The sequence below is a fragment of the Paenibacillus sp. FSL P2-0173 genome (assembly GCF_038008045.1).
Classification (GTDB): Bacteria; Bacillota; Bacilli; order Paenibacillales; family Paenibacillaceae; genus Paenibacillus; species Paenibacillus polymyxa_B.
Genome location: NZ_JBBOYK010000001.1, coordinates 863,941 through 883,066, shown reverse-complemented (window position 1 = coordinate 883,066; position 19,126 = coordinate 863,941). Strand labels below are relative to the sequence as shown.

Below are 19,126 nucleotides of genomic sequence, written 5' to 3'. Positions count from 1 at the left end.
TAAAAGTGGCAGAATTCCAAACTTTGTGATTTAATTCACTTCATAAAATAAAATTTTAAATAGATTGTGAAAAAAATCACAATATATCTTGAAAAGCTGTGTTACGATCAGTGCGTGAACAAGAGATAGTACACGAGATAACAGGAGGATGAGGGAAATGGCTGTTAAAAACGAGGTTATCCAAAAAGAGCAAAGCGCAGAGCAGTATATTCAAACGCTGATTGACCGGGGGAACCGGGCACAGCAAGCTTTCATGAGTATGAATCAGGAACAGATTGACGAAATCGTACAAGCTATGGCACTCGCAGGGATGGATAAACACATGTACCTGGCGAAGTTGGCTGTTGAAGAAACAGGACGCGGTGTGTACGAGGACAAAATCACCAAAAACATGTTTGCAACAGAATATGTCTATCATAGTATCAAAAATGAAAAAACCGTCGGTGTCATTGAAGACAATGATTTTGACAGTTTTCAAAAGATAGCAGAGCCAGTCGGCATTATCATGGGGATCACTCCAGTGACAAACCCGACTTCGACTACGATGTTCAAAGCGTTGATTGCCATTAAAACACGTAACCCAATCATTTTCGGTTTCCATCCATCTGCTCAATCGTGTAGTGCGGAAGCAGCCCGCGTCTTGCTCGAAGCAGCCGTCAAACATGGTGCTCCAGCTGATTGTATTCAATGGATTGAAGCTCCATCGATGGATAAGACAAATTCACTCATGAATCACCCGGATGTGGCTCTGATTCTGGCAACTGGTGGATCAGGCATGGTTAAGGCGGCATATAGCTGCGGTAAACCTGCTCTGGGTGTAGGCCCAGGTAACGTGCCTTGCTTTATTGAAAAAACAGCAGACATCAAGCAGGCCGTGAACGATCTTATCCTCTCTAAATCTTTTGACAACGGTATGATTTGTGCTTCCGAGCAAGCGGTTATTATCGAAGAGCCAATCTTCGAACAAGTGAAAAAATTGATGATCGCTAACGGCTGCTATTTTGTAAATAAAGAAGAAGCAGCTAAGCTCACTCAAGGAGCTATGAATGTCGAGAAATGTGCAGTGAACCCAGCAATCGTCGGGCAGTCTGCTGTGAAAATTGCTGAAATGAGTGGTATCACAGTACCAGCAGGAACTAAAATTTTGGTCGCTGAGATTGAAGGGGTAGGAACAAAATTCCCATTGTCTGCGGAAAAATTGAGTCCTGTATTGGCTTGCTATAAAGTAAAAAATGCGGAACAAGGTATTCAACGCGCTGCTGAAGTCGTGGAATTCGGGGGCATGGGCCACTCGTCCGCTATTCATTCGAACGATGAGGACGTTATCGCCCGCTTCGCAAACCGTCTGCAAACAGGACGTATCATTGTAAATGCACCTTCCACACATGGTGCGATTGGCGACATTTACAACACCAATCTTCCTTCGTTGACACTCGGTTGCGGTTCGTACGGTCGTAACTCGACTTCGTCGAACGTATCGGCAGTCAATTTGATTAATGTGAAAAGGGTGGCGAAACGGACGGTGAATATGCAATGGTTCAAAGTACCTTCCAAAATCTATTTTGAAAAAAATTCGACACAGTATCTTGCTAAAATGCCTGATATCACACGTGTAGCCATTATCACGGACCCTATGATGGTAAAACTGGGATATGTGGATCGTGTTATTCATTATCTGCATCAACGCCAAACACCGGTAGCTATCGAAGTGTTCTCTGAAGTAGAGCCAGATCCATCGACAGTTACGGTAGAACGTGGTACAGAAATGATGAGACGTTTCCAACCGGATTGCATCATCGCACTGGGCGGCGGTTCGCCAATGGATGCGGCTAAAGGCATGTGGATGTTCTATGAATATCCAGATACTGATTTCAATAACTTAAAACAAAAATTCATGGATATCCGTAAACGGATTTACAAGTACCCACGTCTGGGCCAAAAAGCACAATTTGTAGCTATCCCTACAACCTCGGGTACAGGTTCCGAAGTTACATCGTTTGCAGTAATTACGGACAAAAACCTGGGTAACACGAAGTACCCGCTGGCTGACTATGAGTTGACTCCTGATGTGGCAATTATTGACCCAGTGTTTGTATATTCGCTGCCTAAAACAGCTGTAGCGGACACAGGTATGGACGTTCTGACACATGCTATCGAGGCTTACGTGTCCGTAATGGCTAATGATTACACAGATGGTCTGGCAATTAAAGCCATTCAATTGGTATTCCAATACCTAGAACAATCGGCTCTGATCGGTGATAAGCTGGCTCGTGAAAAAATGCATAATGCTTCCACACTTGCTGGTATGGCGTTTGCTAATGCATTCTTGGGTATTAACCACAGTCTTGCACATAAATGGGGTGGACAATACCATACAGCGCATGGCCGCACGAATGCCATTTTGCTGCCGCACGTTATTCGCTATAATGCGAAAAAACCGACAAAATTTGCTTCGTTCCCTAAATATTCGCACTTTGTTGCGGATGAGCGTTATGCAGAAATCGCGCGCATACTGGGACTGCCTGCACGCACCACCGAAGAAGGGGTTAACAGCTTGATCGAAGCAATCCGTAAGATGAACAAAACACTCGGTATCGAGGAATCGTTCCAACAAATCGGTTTCGATGCGAAGGATTTCGAATCACGTGTAGACTATCTGGCTGACCGCGCATTTGAAGATCAATGTACAACTGCGAATCCGAAGTTGCCACTGGTTACGGAGTTGGCTGATGTCTATCGCAATGCCTTCTACGGACGTTTTGACCAATAATATAATAGGTACGAAGAGGCTTGTGAAAAAGCATTTTCTCGTTCAATACCGATGCAGGCTCTCTATATAGAGGGCCTGTTGGTTTGGGAAGGGAGGTGAACGGCAAGGCTAAGGATATAGGCGCGAAGCTAGGGAAAATAAAGTGATAAAAATCACTCATGTTGTGATTTTTATCACATACTACACTCTATCATTATTCTACAATAAGGGTGTAAGAAAGGTCCCGACACTGAGCGTAAGGCATCGGTGAACAGGCCGGGCTCAAGAAATAGCTTTATCGTGAAAAAAATCACAAGTCCGGAAGACCAAACAATTTGGAGGGATTTACATGTCGGTGATTGAGAGAGAATTACAAGAGCAACAATCTGGCTGGAGAGGTTTTAAAAAAGGCAAATGGACTAAAGAAGTCAACGTCAACGATTTTATTGAAACTAATATCTTACCTTATGTTGGCAATGAAGAATTTTTGGTTGGTCCTACCGCCAACACAACTGCATTGTGGGATATTGTATCCGATCTTACCAAAAAAGAGTTGGCAAACGGCGGCGTGCTTGATGTAGACGTGAATACGCCATCCACTATTATTTCACATAAACCGGGTTATCTAGACCGGGATAAAGAGCAAATTGTCGGTGTACAAACAGATGCTCCATTCAAACGCTCTTTGCAGCCGTTTGGTGGAATTCGGATGATGATCGACGCTTGCAAAGCCTATGGTTTTGAAGTACCGGAAAGTATCATTGATATCTTCACTCATATTCGTAAAACTCACAACCAAGGTGTATTTGACGCTTATACAGATGAAATGAGAGCAGCTCGTAAAGCTGGTATCATTACTGGTCTCCCAGATGCATACGGTCGTGGTCGTATTATCGGTGACTATCGTCGTGTAGCTTTGTATGGTGCAGACTTCTTGATCCAAGATAAAAAACTGCAACTGAAAAGCCTTGAAGTTGATTCCATGGAAGAAGACGTAATTCGTCTGCGTGAGGAAATTTCCGAACAAATTCGTGCTTTGAATGAACTGAAACAAATGGCTGCTGAACACGGTTTTGATATCTCAAAACCTGCTAACAATGCGAAAGAAGCTTTCCAATGGGTATATTTTGGATATCTTGCAGCAATCAAAGAACAAAATGGTGCAGCAATGTCCTTAGGACGTGTATCTTCCTTCCTTGATATTTACTCTCAACGTGATATGGAAGAGGGTACAATGACAGAAGAACAAGCTCAAGAACTGGTCGATCATTTTGTTATGAAATTGCGTATTGTTAAGTTCTTGCGCACACCTGACTATAATGAACTGTTCAGTGGAGATCCAACTTGGGTTACTGAGTCCATTGGTGGTATGTCCGTAACTGGAGAAACTCGGGTAACTAAAAACAGCTTCCGTTTCCTGCACACCCTCTACAATCTGGGACCTGCACCGGAGCCGAATCTGACTGTACTGTGGTCGGAAAAATTGCCTGAAGGCTTCAAAAAATATTGTGCGAAAGTTTCTATTGAAACTAGCTCCATTCAGTACGAGAATGACGATCTGATGCGTCCGATTTATGGAGACGATTATGGTATTGCTTGTTGTGTATCGGCAATGAAAATCGGTAAACAAATGCAATTCTTTGGTGCTCGTGCCAACTTGGCTAAAGCTCTGCTGTATGCAATTAACGGTGGTAAAGATGAAAAATCTGGCGTCCAAGTAGGGCCTGAATTCCCAGCCATTACAGGCGAAGTTCTGGAATATGAAGAAGTGTTGAGCCGCTTCAAACCTATGATGGAATGGTTGGCAAAACTGTACATGAACACTTTGAATGTTATTCACTACATGCATGATAAATATAGCTACGAACGCATTGAAATGGCGTTGCATGATCGTGATATTCTCCGCACCATGGCTTGTGGTATTGCGGGTCTGTCAGTTGCTACCGACTCCTTGAGTGCCATTAAATTTGCAAAAGTTAAACCAATCCGTAACGAAAAAGGGATTGCTGTTGACTTTGAAATCGAAGGCGAATATCCTTGCTACGGTAACAACGATGACCGTGTAGATAACATCGCTGTGGAACTGGTAGAAAGCTTCATGAGCATGATTCGCAAGCATAAAGCTTATCGTAATGCGGTTCCTACTCAATCTGTACTGACTATTACTTCCAACGTAGTGTACGGTAAGAAAACAGGTACAACACCGGATGGACGTAAAGCAGGCGAACCGTTTGCACCAGGGGCAAACCCAATGCACGGCCGTGATAAAAAAGGTGCTTTGGCATCTCTGAGTTCCGTAGCCAAATTGCCTTATGAACACAGTCTGGATGGTATCTCGAACACCTTCTCCATCGTGCCTAAAGCACTGGGTAAAGAAGAAGAAACACGCAAAACAAACCTTGTTTCGATGATGGATGGCTACTTTGGAAGCCACGCACATCATCTGAATGTCAATGTGTTTGCTCGCGAACAACTGTTGGATGCAATGGAACACCCAGAAAACTATCCACAACTGACGATTCGTGTTTCCGGCTATGCCGTTAACTTTATCAAGCTGACTCGTGAACAACAATTGGATGTTATTAACCGTACTTTCCACGGTACAATGTAAATAAGTATTACAATGACGCACGCATAGCGGATGCGGGAAGGATGATGCAACATGTTGAAAGGTCACATACACTCATTGGAAACCTTCGGGACCGTCGATGGTCCCGGCATCCGCTTCGTGCTCTTTATGCAAGGATGCTTGTTGAAATGTCAATATTGCCATAACCCGGACACTTGGGCCTTGAATGAAGGTAATCCAATGACGTTGGAGGAGGTATTGGCTGAGATTGAGCCGTATTTAGCCTATTACCGTTCTTCAGGAGGCGGATTGACCGTATCCGGTGGAGAACCGACGCTGCAAGCTCATTTTGTCGCAGAGCTGTTCAAAGAAGTGAAACGTCGGTGGAATTTGCACACGACACTGGACAGTAACGGCTTTAATGACGCGGGCCGTATCCATGAACTGCTGGACGTAACAGACTTGGTGCTACTGGATATTAAGCATATTGACAATGATAAGCATATTAAGCTTACAGGCAAGTCTAATGACCGTATGCTAAGTACGGCTCGCTGGTTGTCTGAGCAAGGGCGCAAAATGTGGATTAGACACGTATTTGTACCGGGTATTCATGATGACGAGCAAGATTTATTGAATTTGGGACGGTTTATCGGAACGTTGAACGGAGTCGAGAAATTCGAAATATTACCTTACCATCAAATGGGTGTTTACAAGTGGGAAATGCTCGGTAAGGAGTATCCGTTGGAGGGAGTTCCATCTCCTACAGATGAAGAAGTTCAACGTGCTTACCGACTCATTGAAGAGGGTCGTCTGGAGACTGCAGGAAAGAATGCTGTCTGTCGTCCATCATAATGTAAATGGTTCAAAAGCTATTTCCTAGTAATGAAGCCGCCGCCACATCAGGTCAGATGGGCGGCGGTTTTTTGTTGTTGAATTTTTTGCAGTCACAGGAGAAAGTTCCCTTTTTTTCATGATCAGCAAAATTTCCAGAAACTTTTTAACAACTGACGCGTCTAATAGTATGACTTTTTACGGGAATGATAATAATTTGGTGATAGAAGGAGACAGACAATGAATTTCAAGAAATGGACCATGCTCACCGCCCTTGCGGTGGCTCAGGTGGCCGCAGTAGCCCCTGTAGGAGCAGAAGCAGCATCAACAACCGTTCAATCCACCGATTCGGTTAGCGCACAGCAGGCTCAGGCCAATGTTGCTGATTCAGGCGTTCAGAATAGCATCGGAGATCAAGATGGAACTAGCACACAAAATGACACGGTTACACCTAATAACACAGGCGTATCCAATGATCCATTGACTGGCCTGCCTACGGATACAACCAACGGATCGAACGTTTCCAATGATGTATACGGTGGAGACGGAATTATCACCAATCCTGGTGGAGCTCCAACATCCATGGGTGCTAATCAATTGATTTTGTACTTAAACAGCGCGAAAATGGAACAAAACGGACAGGTGTACACAGCAACTCAGCCGATGACTGTTAAGGACGGAGTTTCCTATGTAGCTATCCGTTCTCTTGTCAGCCGTGTCGGATTGCAGTTTAGTTATGACACTGCCACCAAAGAAACCGTAATCACACAAGGAACAAATGTCATGCGCTTCAAAACAGACAGCAAGGTTTATACGGTTAACGGTGAAGCCAGACAAATGAAAGGACCGGCTTTTCAGCAAAAGAACGTATTTATGGTGCCATTGACCTCGATTACACAGGCCTTAAATATTCCTTATACTGTGAATAATACGACTAAACAAGTTATCATGGATTTGAATCAGAAACCTAAAGCTTCCTTCACGGTTCAGCAAAAAGATATCTATGCGGGCGAAACCCAAGTTACGTATTTGACGAAGGAATCTTCTCCTACAGGTCTTCCGATTGTGAACCAACGTTGGGAAGGTAAGCAGGACGTATTTCAGGAGCCGGGTACATATGTAGTTACCTATTCTGTTCTTGACTCTGCTGGGAACTGGAGTGATCCTTACTCAGTTACAATTACAGTAAGACCACCAAATCAGCCGCCAGTGGCTCTGTTTACAACTGATAAAAAAGAGTACAAGATGGGCGAGAAAATCACCATTACCGACCTGAGTACAGATGATGAGAATGCTATCACTAAGCGTGATTGGGAGAATAAGAAACTTGCCTTCTTCCAACCAGGTGATGTAACAATTACGCTCACCGTAACTGATAAGCACGGCGCAACAGGTACCAAAAGTGAAACGATTAAAATTACAAATGAACTGCTGTACAACGAAGATGATTTCAATAAAATCTTCACACCATATGGTGATAAATATACAGTAGACGGCAGTCAGGTGCCAACCATGGCTACTATTCCAGTGACAAGTACTTCTTCACCGCGTCTTTTGATCCGTGCTAACAGCCCAGAACGTGTGTTCCAGGATGGTATCGTGTATCAAGAAACCGGATCAGGCAGCACGCGCATACTCGTCCATCATGTCAATGAAACGGGTAGAGATGTGAAGATGTACGTGATTGCGACCAACAACAATATCACTCCTGCCAATATAAATGTCGAAAATTCCGGTTTTGCTGGACCATCTGAATTTGCCACGGCTGCGGGTAAAGTCTCGATTCAACGATATTTTCAATCCATGCAGGATGGAAGCAAGCGTTCTAGCACAGTTCTAAATCCTGGCGAAAATCGCATTATTTTAGAGGATTTGAATGCACAAAAAATCAAGCAAAAACAGGTCATTTCTCTGTTATCCGATTTATATACGGATCAACCTATTCAATACACGGTTATTGTGTTGGATGCAAATGTAGATCCGTTGACCGTGATGCCTACTCTGGCAAAACTGCCTAAGGACGGTATTCACAACCGTGGAACGTACGCTAATGCTGATATCTCGCTCAATTATACCGAAGAGGTTGGTAAAACAGCTCAACGTATCGTTCTTGGTGATAATAAGGTAGACCCGAACCTGATTGGTACGGACGGTCTGGACGGCTCTTCTGCTTCCAATGCCGGTAATTTTGGTGTTGTATATAAAGTTAAATTGGATCATGTAGCGCCGTATTCACTGATTACGTTCAACCCGCGTGGAGGCGAATATTCCGGCTATGCGATGGTAAACAATCAGGTTGTGGGTATCCCGACGAACGGCGCGGTATGGGCTCCAAATGAGATGAGTGTGCTGTATCGCACAGGGCATATCGAGGAAAGTGTAGAGATGTATTTCACTGCTGCTGCAGGAAGTAACTTGCCAGTTTCCGTAGTAGTTATGCCTTTACCAGCTATTAAAAATTAATATGAATTAACCGGTGCTGTTTACCGGCTTAGACCTTGGGTCTCGTCATTCACCGTTTAAAAGTCGATGTCACTTGCAGAATATAGACGTTCTCCTGCTGCGAATTTGGTCGTAGCGCCGGAGAGCGTCTTTTTCTTATGTATAGATACGAATATCTCTTATAATATTGACTTTAATCGTGGTATAATAAATAGATGCAAGCCTAAGCCTGCATCAGAAAACCTGAAACTACAGACAGGGGAGGGTGAAACGCATGCTGACAAAGGATGAAATTATTGCAACAATGTCCGCTCAGGGGCTGCGTATTACAGATCAGCGCAAGACGTTGGCCACGTTATTTTCCGAGAATGAAGGGTATCTGTCCCCCAAAGACGTTTATGAATATATGGGTAAGAAGTACAGTGGACTTAGTTTTGATACGGTTTATCGTAATCTGCGTGTAATGCAGGAATTGGGTGTACTGGAACAGGTATCTTTTGAGGATGGAATGAAGTTCAAGGTGAGCTGTAATGAGCATCATCACCATCACCATATGATTTGCTTGAGCTGTCAGAAAACATTACCGATTTCTTTTTGCCCAATGCAAATGACGGATACAACGGATCAATTCCAAATCGTCGAGCACAAGTTTGAAATTTTTGGTTATTGCAAAGATTGTCAACAGAAGAATGGGCATACTGACAGTAATTCGGATGGGGGATTCAGACAGACGAGCAGTCACACTCACAGCCACGGGGGCTACTGAAATGAAAATCACCACACGCAGAGTGGTACAGGCTCCGATTAAGTTTTATCGTTCCTATATTTCACCGTTAAAGCCGGCTACCTGCCGATTCTATCCAACGTGTTCGGCGTACGCGTTGGAGGCGGTAGAGATGCATGGTGCGCTCAAAGGTTCATGGCTTGCTGCTAAGCGTATAGCCAAGTGCCATCCCTTTCATCCGGGCGGCGTAGATTTGGTCCCTCCTGCAAAAAAGGGAACAGATAGGTCTAGCGAAGATCGTTTGGCTACCCACTCTGAAAAGGGTCTGACTTGACAGCGCTATGCGGATTTGGTTATATTTTGGTTAATATTGTTTTCCTGCGAAGGGATGAGTAGGGTAAACCGCCCAGTACAGAGAGCCGGGGTTAGCTGCAAACCGGTCTGGAGCGAAGCCTGAATATGGTCCTGGAGGAACCTTTTTCGAGCGTATTTGCCACAGTTATTAGTGTTTAGGAGGCAAGCGTAAGGGGGAGGCGTGTTCCAGCGTTAATGGGCGGTCAGATGTGACCGGTGAAGCCTGTAGTCTGCGAGGATACAGGAAAATTGGGTGGTAACGCGTGAGGTGACTCTCGTCCCATAGGGGCGGGGGTCTTTTTTGTGCCCAATTTGTGTGCCAAATTCATGAATTGGAGTACCATCATGTCAGCAGGACCTATAGAGCTGCGTGAACAAAACAGGAGGCAACACACATGTCCAATGAGAACACATTTTACATTACGACACCGATCTATTATCCGAGCGACAAGCTACATATAGGTCATGCTTACACGACGGTTGCGGGAGATGCAATGGCCCGTTACAAGCGGCTACGCGGTTATGAAGTGCGCTATTTGACAGGAACGGATGAGCATGGTCAGAAGATTGAGCAGAAAGCAAGTGCAGCAGGCAAAACGCCGCAACGTTTCGTAGATGATATTGTGGCAGGTATTCAAGAACTGTGGCGGAAGCTCGACATTTCCAATGACGATTTTATCCGTACTACGGAAGAACGCCATAAGGCTGTCGTACAAGAAATTTTTGATCGTTTACTGAAGCAAGGCGATATTTACAAGGGAGAATACGAAGGCTGGTACAGCATCCCTGACGAGACGTACTACACAGAAACTCAGCTGGTTGACGTGGTGAAGGACGCCGAAGGCAATGTGGCTGGAGGAAAAAGCCCGGATAGTGGACACCCTGTAGAACTGGTCAAGGAAGAGTGTTACTTTTTCCGTATGAGCAAGTATGCTGATCGGTTGCTGCAATTTTATGAAGAGAATCCGCAGTTTATCCAGCCGGAATCACGTAAAAAAGAGATGATCAATAACTTCATCAAGCCGGGTCTGGAGGATTTGGCTGTATCCCGTACTACCTTCGATTGGGGCATTAAGGTGAAGGGGGATCCGAAGCATGTCGTGTATGTGTGGATTGATGCACTTTCCAACTACATCACAGCCTTGGGTTATGGCTCTTCCAATACCGAGCTGTATGATAAATTCTGGCCTGCAAATGTGCATATCGTAGGTAAAGAGATTGTACGGTTCCACACGATATATTGGCCGATTATGCTGATGGCGCTGGATCTTCCGTTGCCTAAAAAAGTATTTGCACATGGTTGGCTGCTCATGAAAGACGGTAAAATGTCGAAATCTAAAGGCAATGTTGTAGACCCAGTGACGTTGATTGACCGTTATGGTCTGGACCAACTACGATACTACTTACTGCGCGAGGTGCCTTTTGGGGCAGACGGAACATTTACACCAGAAAGTTTTGTAGATCGAGTTAATTCGGATTTGGCAAATGATCTGGGCAACTTGTTGAATCGTACCGTGGCGATGGTAGATAAATATTTTGATGGTAAGGTTCCAGCTTATGAAGCGAATGTAACAGCATTCGACGGAGCTTTGGAAGACATGGCAACATCGACTTATAGTAAAGTAGAAGAAGCCATGGAAAACATGGAGTTTTCCGTGGCATTAACGGCGATTAGCCAATTTATTAGCCGTAGCAACAAGTATATTGACGAGACGCAACCATGGAATTTGGCTAAGGATGAGGCAAAACGTCGCGAATTGTCATCTGTTATGTTGCATTTGGTAGAAAGCTTGCGCATCGCTTCCATCTTACTCCAGCCATTCTTAACCCGTGCTCCTCATAAAATTTGGGAGCAGCTCGGTATTAGCCAAGGTGAGTTGACTACATGGGATAGCGGCAAACAGTTCGGTCGTATTCCGGAAGGAACGCAGCTGGTCAAAGGTAATCCGATCTTCCCGCGTCTGGATTCAGAGCAAGAGGTTGCTTTTATCGTGGAAGCGATGACTGGAGGTAAGAAGCCGGAGGAAGCTACGACACAAGCTCAACCGCAGAATGCATCTGAGACGAGCCAGGAAGCACCGGAGGCAAAGGAAGAGATTGGCATTGAGGATTTTGCCAAGGTGGAACTGCGCGTTGCTCAGGTCGTCGCCTGCGAGCCTGTGAAGAAGGCCGATAAACTATTGAAGCTTCAGCTTGACCTTGGTTATGAGCAGCGGCAAGTAGTATCAGGGATTGCGAAGTTTTATACACCTGAAGATATCATTGGGCGCAAGGTGATCTGTGTGACCAATCTGAAGCCAGTAAAACTTCGGGGAGAGTTGTCGCAAGGTATGATTTTGGCAGCATCACATGGAGATCAGCTTACGCTGGCCACCGTACCGGAAGGTATGCCGAATGGTGCGGTTGTAAAGTAGAACGCTATGTAAAAATAAAAGAGCGTAATGAGCGTATGTCCGGGAATTATTCTTCCTGGGCATGCGCTTTTTGGCTTGCATCATATTTTGCTCCCGCTATACGTATGTTTTAGTAGGCAGGGCTTGTTTGCTTGTGTTCACTTAAGACAGGTGGGAGGAAATGATGATGACAAATATCAACGCTGGGTTGGCGATCATAGCCGGACTGGTTTCTTTTTTTTCACCGTGTTGTTTACCGCTGTATCCATCTTATTTATCGTATATGACAGGGATGTCTGCGCGTGAACTGGCTGAAGGACGGCACAAGACTGAGGTTCGTTATCGTACGATGGGACATACGCTTGCTTTTGTATTGGGCTTTTCGGTGGTTTTCTATTCACTGGGTGCAAGTGTCGGGTTGCTTGGAGAATGGTTTGCCAATTATGGGGATGCGCTAAGAGTGGTAGCGGGATCACTTATTTTACTAATGGGGCTGGTATCTCTTGGTGTGGTGCGTCCTTTGATTCTAATGAGGGAGCATAAGCTTCGCTGGACATGGAAGCCTGCCGGGTACGCCGGTTCCTTTGTAATCGGAATTGGATTTGCGGCAGGCTGGTCGCCCTGTATCGGTCCCATGCTAACAGCTATTATCGCTTTGGCGGCAGTAGAGCATCACATTTGGTTCAAACTGATTACAGGCTATGCGCTTGGCTTTGCGATTCCATTTTTTGTATTAGCTTTGCTGGTAGGCTCTGTTCGACTATCCTCTCGCTATACCTCCATCCTCATCAAGACAGGTGGCATACTACTAGTTATTACGGGCATTTTACTGGTAACGGATCATATGACCCATGTAACGCTATTTTTACAACGGATTACCCCAGATTGGATGCTAGTTATGTGAAATATTCAATACGACTTAAAGGGAAATGTTCAAAAATGCGCTCTGTGATAAACTCTCGCAGTGCATTTTGCTGTTCATCGGGATAAACATATTTGTTTTGTCCCCAGCGGCCCCATTTTTTCTTGCGTTTCTCTATGTCCATCTCCAGCTTGGTTTTCGGATAACGTTTCTCGATGACAGCTTTGGATGTTTTGGTGAAGCGATGCTGAATTAATTCGAACGTCAAATCTTTTGTAGCATGCTGTGGCAAGGTTTCTCCCAATTTTCGCAGCAACTCGCCGTAACCTTCTTCCCAGCCGTCATACCAGATGATGGGTGCGATGATGAACCCCAGTGGATAACCGGCTCGTGCGATTTTGCCAGCGGCTTCAATACGTTCCTCGAAGCGTGAAGTTGCAGGTTCAAACTGTTTAATAACATAATCGGAATTAATGCTAAAGCGGATGCGAGTATGACCATTATGTTTAATATCCAGTAATGGATCAACATGATGATATTTAGTAACAAAACGCAGACGACCAAATTCTTCATCTGCCATGAAACGAATCAAGTCTCCAAGCGTTCCGGTGATATGCTCCAAACCAACTGGATCGGAGGTGCAAGCTGCTTCAAAACGGGTAATTTCAGGCGCACGCTCCTCGATATAAGCTTTAGCTGCTGATAAGATATCGTCAGTGTTGACATATACACGAATATACGGCTTTGCTCCCAAGGTTGTTTGTAAATAACAGTAGTGACAGTGCCCCATACAACCAGTCGAAATGGGGATGGCGTATTCGGCAGAGGGCTTGGATTGGTCAAAAGTTAACGTTTTACGGATACCGACAACCAAAGTTTTTTTTGCCATTCGGTACTTTTCAACTTCAGTTTCACCTGGTAAATTGGTAATTCGGTTGTGAGAGGTAGTCATCCGATACGGAATATCCTTGGCTTTAACCCAATCCATAATACGCTGGCCCTTGGGATAATTCAGTGCGTCTGGCTCAAAAAACACCAGATCAGGCAAAAATGGCTTGGTTCCTCTGGTTTGGACAGGAGTACGCTCAAGCGTAGACATGACTAACGCTCCTTTCGAAATAAATCCACAGTGCTCTGGTGTCCAACTTTAACATATTGCCGCAGAAATAAACGATACAGGGACGACGATATTAGTGTGCCCCGCTTAAATTGAACAAATCGTGGCAATAGCTGTGAGTGAAGGGATGAGACTTGCCAATGGGCAATGATAACATGTATCATTACATAGTAGGTTTAACGCAGGAAATGAAGGCGGTAAGCGCCCGTTCAATAACAGAAAAGAGGGAAACAAGTGCCAACGCCAAGCATGGAAGATTATTTGGAACGCATTTACCAACTGATTGATGAGAAGGGTTATGCTCGTGTCTCGGATATCGCAGAGGGGTTAGAGGTGCATCCTTCGTCTGTCACCAAAATGATTCAGAAGTTGGATAAGGACGATTATCTTGTATATGAGAAATATCGGGGACTGATTTTGACACCGAAAGGGAAAAAGGTCGGCAAACGGTTGGTTGATCGCCATCAGTTATTAGAGCAATTTCTGGATATGATTGGGGTTGACAAGGACCTGATATATAAAGATGTGGAAGGTATTGAGCATCATTTGAGCTGGGATTCCATCACCCGTATCGAAACATTGGTTGAGTATTTTCGTCGGGATGAAGATCGCTTGCGCCAGCTTCATGACATACACAAGGAATTGAGTGGAGATTCCTAAAAGCATCTGTCCTTACGGACGATGCTTTTTTATTTGTCCCGACCGCAACAAATATCCGGTTATTAGCGTCTATCCATTATATAGCAGGACAAGATAGGGGTTAAAATTAACAGGGTTAGCGGAGGATTGTAATAATATGAATCGAAAGAAAATAGTGGCATTGGCTGCTGGCCTACTCTTAGCAGTGCAGACTGCCATCGTTCCTGGAGTTCAAGCAGCTCCAACTGGTAATATTGAAATTATATTGGACGGACAGTCCCTGCAAAGTGACGCGTCACCGTATATTGTACAGGGAGCCAATGTTACGATGGTTCCTTTGCGAGTGATTAGTGAGGGATTGGGCGCTCAGGTCAACTGGTCGGAATCGTCCGGTACGGTAACGATTACAGCACAGAACAAAAATATATCTATGGAGAACGGTGCACAAAGCGCTACGGTGAATGGCAAGTCAGTTCGACTGGATGCATCTGCCCGTATGACAAGCGGGAGAGTCATGGTGCCTCTGCGTTTTGTTGGGGAAGAGTTGGGATTAAAAGTGGATTGGCAAGCTTCAGAGCGAGTCATTACGTTAAGCAGTGGTAAGGAAGGTGTCTCTACTGGCGGGAACACTTCTGCGGGAAGCAGCGGCTCCATATCAGATACGTCTGCATCTGGCAATCAGGAGAGTGTAAGTACAGATCAGAGAGCCATCGATGATGAGCAGGCGGTTGTCGCTTCACCGTCAACGTCTACTAGTGAGGACGGTTCAAGTTCTTCACAGGCAAATGTGGTTCAGGTAAAGACTTCAACTTCCATGCGTGGAGCATGGATTTCTACCATTAACGGAGATTGGCCTTCTTCCGCTGCCCGAAGCAGCTCAGAGAAGCAAAAGCAGGAGTTTACTAAAATGCTCGATGATTTGCAGGGGATGGGCATCAATGCGGTATTTGTTCAGGTTCGTGCCAGCGGTGATGCGCTCTATCCATCGAGTCTTGTACCATGGAGCAAGTATTTGACCAACACCCAAGGTAAAAATCCAGGCTACGATCCCTTAAAATTTATGATTAGCGAATCGCATAAGCGAGGGATGGAATTCCATGCCTGGTTTAATCCGTTCCGTGCGAATTCTACAGGAACAACCAGCGGTTTGGCTGCAAACCATGTGGCTAATCAACATCCGGACTGGATTGTTAAGAATGGTAGCCAATTGTACATCAATCCAGGAATTCCGGCTGCACGTCAGCATGTCATTGCGGCGATTATGGAGGTCGTGAACGGATATGATATTGACGGCGTCCATTTGGACGATTATTTTTATCCTTACAGCGGGACTTTTGATGATGATGCGACCTTTAAAGCATATAATGCCAACAAAATCTCTAACAAGGGCGACTGGCGGAGAGATAATGTGAACAGTTTTGTTCGCGATTTGGGCAAAAGCATTCATGCCAGCAAGTCTAAAGTTCAATTCGGAATTAGTCCTTTTGGGGTATGGCGTAACAAATCTCAGGACTTAACGGGTTCAGACACGAAGGCAGGCGTTACAGCGTATGATACGACGTTTGCGGATGTAAGAACCTGGATTAACAAAGAATGGATTGATTATGTAGCTCCACAAATTTACTGGAGTATCGGTTTCCCAGCGGCGGGATATGACAAGCTTGTCGCATGGTGGTCCAATGAGGTAAAAAACTCAGATGTTAAGCTGTATATCGGTCATTCTCCTTATAAGATCGGTACCCCTGAAAAGGGCTGGCAAACGGCTCAAGAGCTAATTAAGCAGCTTGAACTGAACGAAGATTATAAACAGGTCAAAGGGGATATTTACTTTAGTGCACAGCATTTGCGTAAAAATCCATACGGACTCATTCAGCTTCTTCAAAATTATTATCAAATGTGATATAAATTGGATCATATAGGTTCTATTTGGGCCTCCGTTCTCATACATAAGCAGTAGAACTGCTTACTCCCAAGAGAACGGAGGTTTTTTGATCTATGCTGATCAATGCTGTGTTCCAGGGTGGAGGGGTTAAGGGAATTTCGCTGGCGGGTGCAGTTAAGGCTGCGGAGGAGCATGGAATTGTATTCAATCGTTTGGCAGGTACATCATCAGGTGCTATTGTAGCTGCTTTATTGGCTGCGGGATACTCTGCGGATGAAATGAAAGCCGTAATTGAGAAAACCCCCTTGGTCAAGTTGTTACGACGTTCTCCAGTGTTCAATATTAAGTGGGTTGGACCAGCAGCTCGTATCTTTCTTAAAAAAGGGCTCTACTCAGGGGAGGCACTGGAGCACTGGGTACGTGAGCTGTTACGAGCTAAGGGAGTGCGTACGTTCGCGGATTTACCTCCTGGCAAACTGCGCATTATTGCATCAGATATCACGAATGGACGCATTCTGGTGCTTCCTGAGGATATCAAACGTTTTGGTATCAATCCCTCTTCACTGGAGGTAGCTAAAGCCATTCGGATGAGCACAAGTATCCCTTATTTTTTTGATCCTGTTATGTTAAGGCTTGATTCTGCACTTGCCAAGGGAAAGACTTTTTCTCAGCAATTTGTATTTGTAGTTGATGGGGCTTTACTAAGCAATTTGCCGTTGTGGCTTTTTGATGAGCCTGTAAATGAACGTGAGGCCAAAACGATTCCAACGGTAGGGTTTCAAATGGTGGGCAAAACGGGGACGGAGACCAAAGTTTCTTATATACGGGGTCCATTGACCATGCTGCAGGCTATTTTTGATACCATGCTATCAGCACACGATGAACGATATATTGAGCAGGAGAATCGGTATCGGACGATTAAAATTCCAACATTGGGTATCCGCACTGCACAATTTAACATTTCTACAGAGCAAAGTGATTTGTTGTATGCTTCCGGTGTGCAGGCAGGGGATGCTTTTTTCCACAAATGGAGCATCACTTCTTACCAGCAGCAGTATAGCAAGTACCAATTGATGAAGGATACCATGTACGCTATGAAATAAACACTAACTCGCAGTTAAAGTTAATTTAAAAGGGTGTAAAAAAGGAGCCTCTTCCCGGTCATATTTGAATACGCGGGTGATGGCTCCTTTGTGCTACATTTTAAAGGATGATTATCATTAATGATATTTAGGTTGTTCTTCTTCATTTTTGCCCTTGGAACCTTCAATTACATGAAAAGGATACGCTTTGCGCTTGCCTGTAGTCTGCTGCTTACGTGCGTTGGCTGTTTTGGCCATGGTGCGCACAGAGGGTTTGATTTTGGGAGTACGATTGCGTTGCCCTGGCAGGTATTTGTATAGCAGAAATATAACTGCAAAAACAAGGACGGGAATTAGTAAACTCATGAGAAAGCCCCAGCTTCCTCTCCATAGCATATCCACAATCCCATATGCACCCAAAGCAAGGGTAAGCCAGAAAATAACGGCATGTCTGTTCATTATTCACTCATCCTTTCACAGGATCAAGGACCGGACTGTTGAAGGTCTCCTTTACAGGTACGTTTTCCAACTCAGCATCCAATTCAAGCATACGCTTAAATGAGGCAATGGATACCTCCACTTGATCATCAGTCGGTTCTTTGGTGGTAAGTAGTTGCAGCCACAGACCGGGGTAACCTAAATAACGAAGTAACGGAATTTCACGAAGAGCATTGGTCAGCTTGAGAAATTCAAAAGAAAGCCCCAGTACGATCGGAAGCAGTAGAAGCCGTTGCCCCATGCGCTCCCACAGATTATCGTAGGTAAATAGGGAATAGACAAGTACTCCGATGATCACGGTCAGCATAATAAAGCTACTACCGCAGCGGTAATGCAGACGGCTGTATTTTTGTACATTGGCCGGGGTTAGTTCTTCCCCTGCTTCGAATGCTGTAATTACTTTATGCTCTGCGCCGTGATATTGAAACAGTCGCTTAATTAACGGAGTTTGGGAAATACTCCACAAATAAGCCAGTAGCAGAATCAGCTTAATAGCTCCTTCTGCGAGGTTATGCAAAATTTGGCTGTGAAACAAGCTTCCGAACAGGAAATTCTCTACAATAACCGGAACGAGAGTCAATACAATTTTGCCAAACAGGAATGACAAAATACCGACTGCCGCCACACCGATCATCATACTCAGACTCCAGCGAGATTCTTCTTTTTTCTTTTGCTCAGCGCGTTCTTCCGGATCTACTTCATCATCAGCATACGCATCGGCTGAATAGTTTAAATGCTTGGTACCCTTGGCGCTGGAGTCGATGATGCTTACAATCCCCCGCAATAAAGGAATTCTGCGGAATTTGGATACCCAGGATTGCTCCTTGCGTGGTACTTCCAAATATGTGATTTCGCCAGTTTTGCGGCGAACTGCCGTGACATTGACACGCTTGCCGCCGAACATGACACCTTCAATGACTGCCTGACCGCCGTAGCTCACAGGCTTGGATGCTTGTGACAACCGTCTCACCTCTCTTAATACAT

At 44.8% G+C, this 19,126-nt stretch carries 14 protein-coding genes; 11 read left to right on the top strand and 3 right to left on the bottom strand.

All coding sequences use genetic code 11. The features are described from left to right. Positions 1–157: 157 nt before the first annotated feature. From adhE to MKX30_RS03855, 8 genes are all read left to right on the top strand, one after another. Positions 158–2,770, top strand: coding sequence for a bifunctional acetaldehyde-CoA/alcohol dehydrogenase (gene adhE, locus MKX30_RS03890; RefSeq protein ID WP_023989274.1), 2,613 nt, complete (start codon positions 158–160; stop codon positions 2,768–2,770). A gap of 328 nt (positions 2,771–3,098) precedes the next feature. Continuing rightward, entirely contained in the window at positions 3,099–5,360 is a 2,262-nt protein-coding gene (pflB, locus tag MKX30_RS03885) for a formate C-acetyltransferase (RefSeq protein WP_025722256.1), read from the top strand. Between the two features lie 51 nt (positions 5,361–5,411). Beyond that, positions 5,412–6,170 carry a pyruvate formate-lyase-activating protein gene (gene pflA / locus MKX30_RS03880; RefSeq protein ID WP_013310845.1) on the top strand — a complete coding sequence of 253 codons (759 nt, stop codon included), beginning with the start codon at positions 5,412–5,414 and terminating at the stop codon, positions 6,168–6,170. A gap of 219 nt (positions 6,171–6,389) precedes the next feature. After that, positions 6,390–8,612, top strand: a complete 2,223-nt coding sequence (locus MKX30_RS03875; protein WP_340958800.1) for a copper amine oxidase N-terminal domain-containing protein — start codon at positions 6,390–6,392, stop codon at positions 8,610–8,612. A gap of 253 nt (positions 8,613–8,865) precedes the next feature. Then, complete coding sequence (locus tag MKX30_RS03870) at positions 8,866–9,357, top strand: Fur family transcriptional regulator (protein WP_013310843.1); 492 nt, start codon at positions 8,866–8,868, stop codon at positions 9,355–9,357. A gap of 1 nt (position 9,358) precedes the next feature. Continuing rightward, positions 9,359–9,649, top strand: coding sequence for a membrane protein insertion efficiency factor YidD (yidD, locus tag MKX30_RS03865; protein WP_023989271.1), 291 nt, complete (start codon positions 9,359–9,361; stop codon positions 9,647–9,649). 415 nt (positions 9,650–10,064) lie between these two features. After that, the gene (gene metG / locus MKX30_RS03860; RefSeq protein ID WP_023989270.1) at positions 10,065–12,083 is read left to right on the top strand and encodes a methionine--tRNA ligase; all 2,019 of its coding nucleotides are present in this window, start codon (positions 10,065–10,067) and stop codon (positions 12,081–12,083) included. Between the two features lie 166 nt (positions 12,084–12,249). After that, entirely contained in the window at positions 12,250–12,966 is a 717-nt protein-coding gene (locus MKX30_RS03855; protein ID WP_053325701.1) for a cytochrome c biogenesis CcdA family protein, read from the top strand. Here MKX30_RS03855 and splB read toward each other — a convergent pair. Then, on the bottom strand, positions 12,959–14,023 hold the full coding sequence (splB, locus tag MKX30_RS03850) for a spore photoproduct lyase (RefSeq protein ID WP_023989268.1): 1,065 nt from the start codon (positions 14,021–14,023) through the stop codon (positions 12,959–12,961). The two genes, MKX30_RS03855 and splB, sit on opposite strands and share 8 nt — an antisense overlap. A 252-nt stretch (positions 14,024–14,275) precedes the next feature. Here splB and mntR point away from each other — a divergent pair, with 252 nt between their 5' ends. The 3 genes from mntR to MKX30_RS03835 all read left to right on the top strand — a co-directional run bounded on the left by mntR (position 14,276) and on the right by MKX30_RS03835 (position 17,665). After that, the gene (gene mntR / locus MKX30_RS03845) at positions 14,276–14,701 is read left to right on the top strand and encodes a transcriptional regulator MntR (protein WP_007430946.1); all 426 of its coding nucleotides are present in this window, start codon (positions 14,276–14,278) and stop codon (positions 14,699–14,701) included. Positions 14,702–14,837: 136 nt separating this feature from the next. Continuing rightward, entirely contained in the window at positions 14,838–16,580 is a 1,743-nt protein-coding gene (locus MKX30_RS03840; protein ID WP_341062456.1) for a family 10 glycosylhydrolase, read from the top strand. Between the two features lie 95 nt (positions 16,581–16,675). Further along, positions 16,676–17,665: a patatin-like phospholipase family protein gene (locus MKX30_RS03835; protein ID WP_023989266.1), complete on the top strand. Its 990-nt coding sequence runs from the start codon at positions 16,676–16,678 to the stop codon at positions 17,663–17,665. Between the two features lie 117 nt (positions 17,666–17,782). Here the strand turns inward: MKX30_RS03835 and MKX30_RS03830 are convergent, their stop codons facing one another. Next, on the bottom strand, positions 17,783–18,103 hold the full coding sequence (locus MKX30_RS03830) for a hypothetical protein (RefSeq protein ID WP_023989265.1): 321 nt from the start codon (positions 18,101–18,103) through the stop codon (positions 17,783–17,785). 7 nt (positions 18,104–18,110) lie between these two features. Next, positions 18,111–19,103 carry a DUF1385 domain-containing protein gene (locus MKX30_RS03825; RefSeq protein ID WP_053325700.1) on the bottom strand — a complete coding sequence of 331 codons (993 nt, stop codon included), beginning with the start codon at positions 19,101–19,103 and terminating at the stop codon, positions 18,111–18,113. Positions 19,104–19,126: the final 23 nt, after the last annotated feature.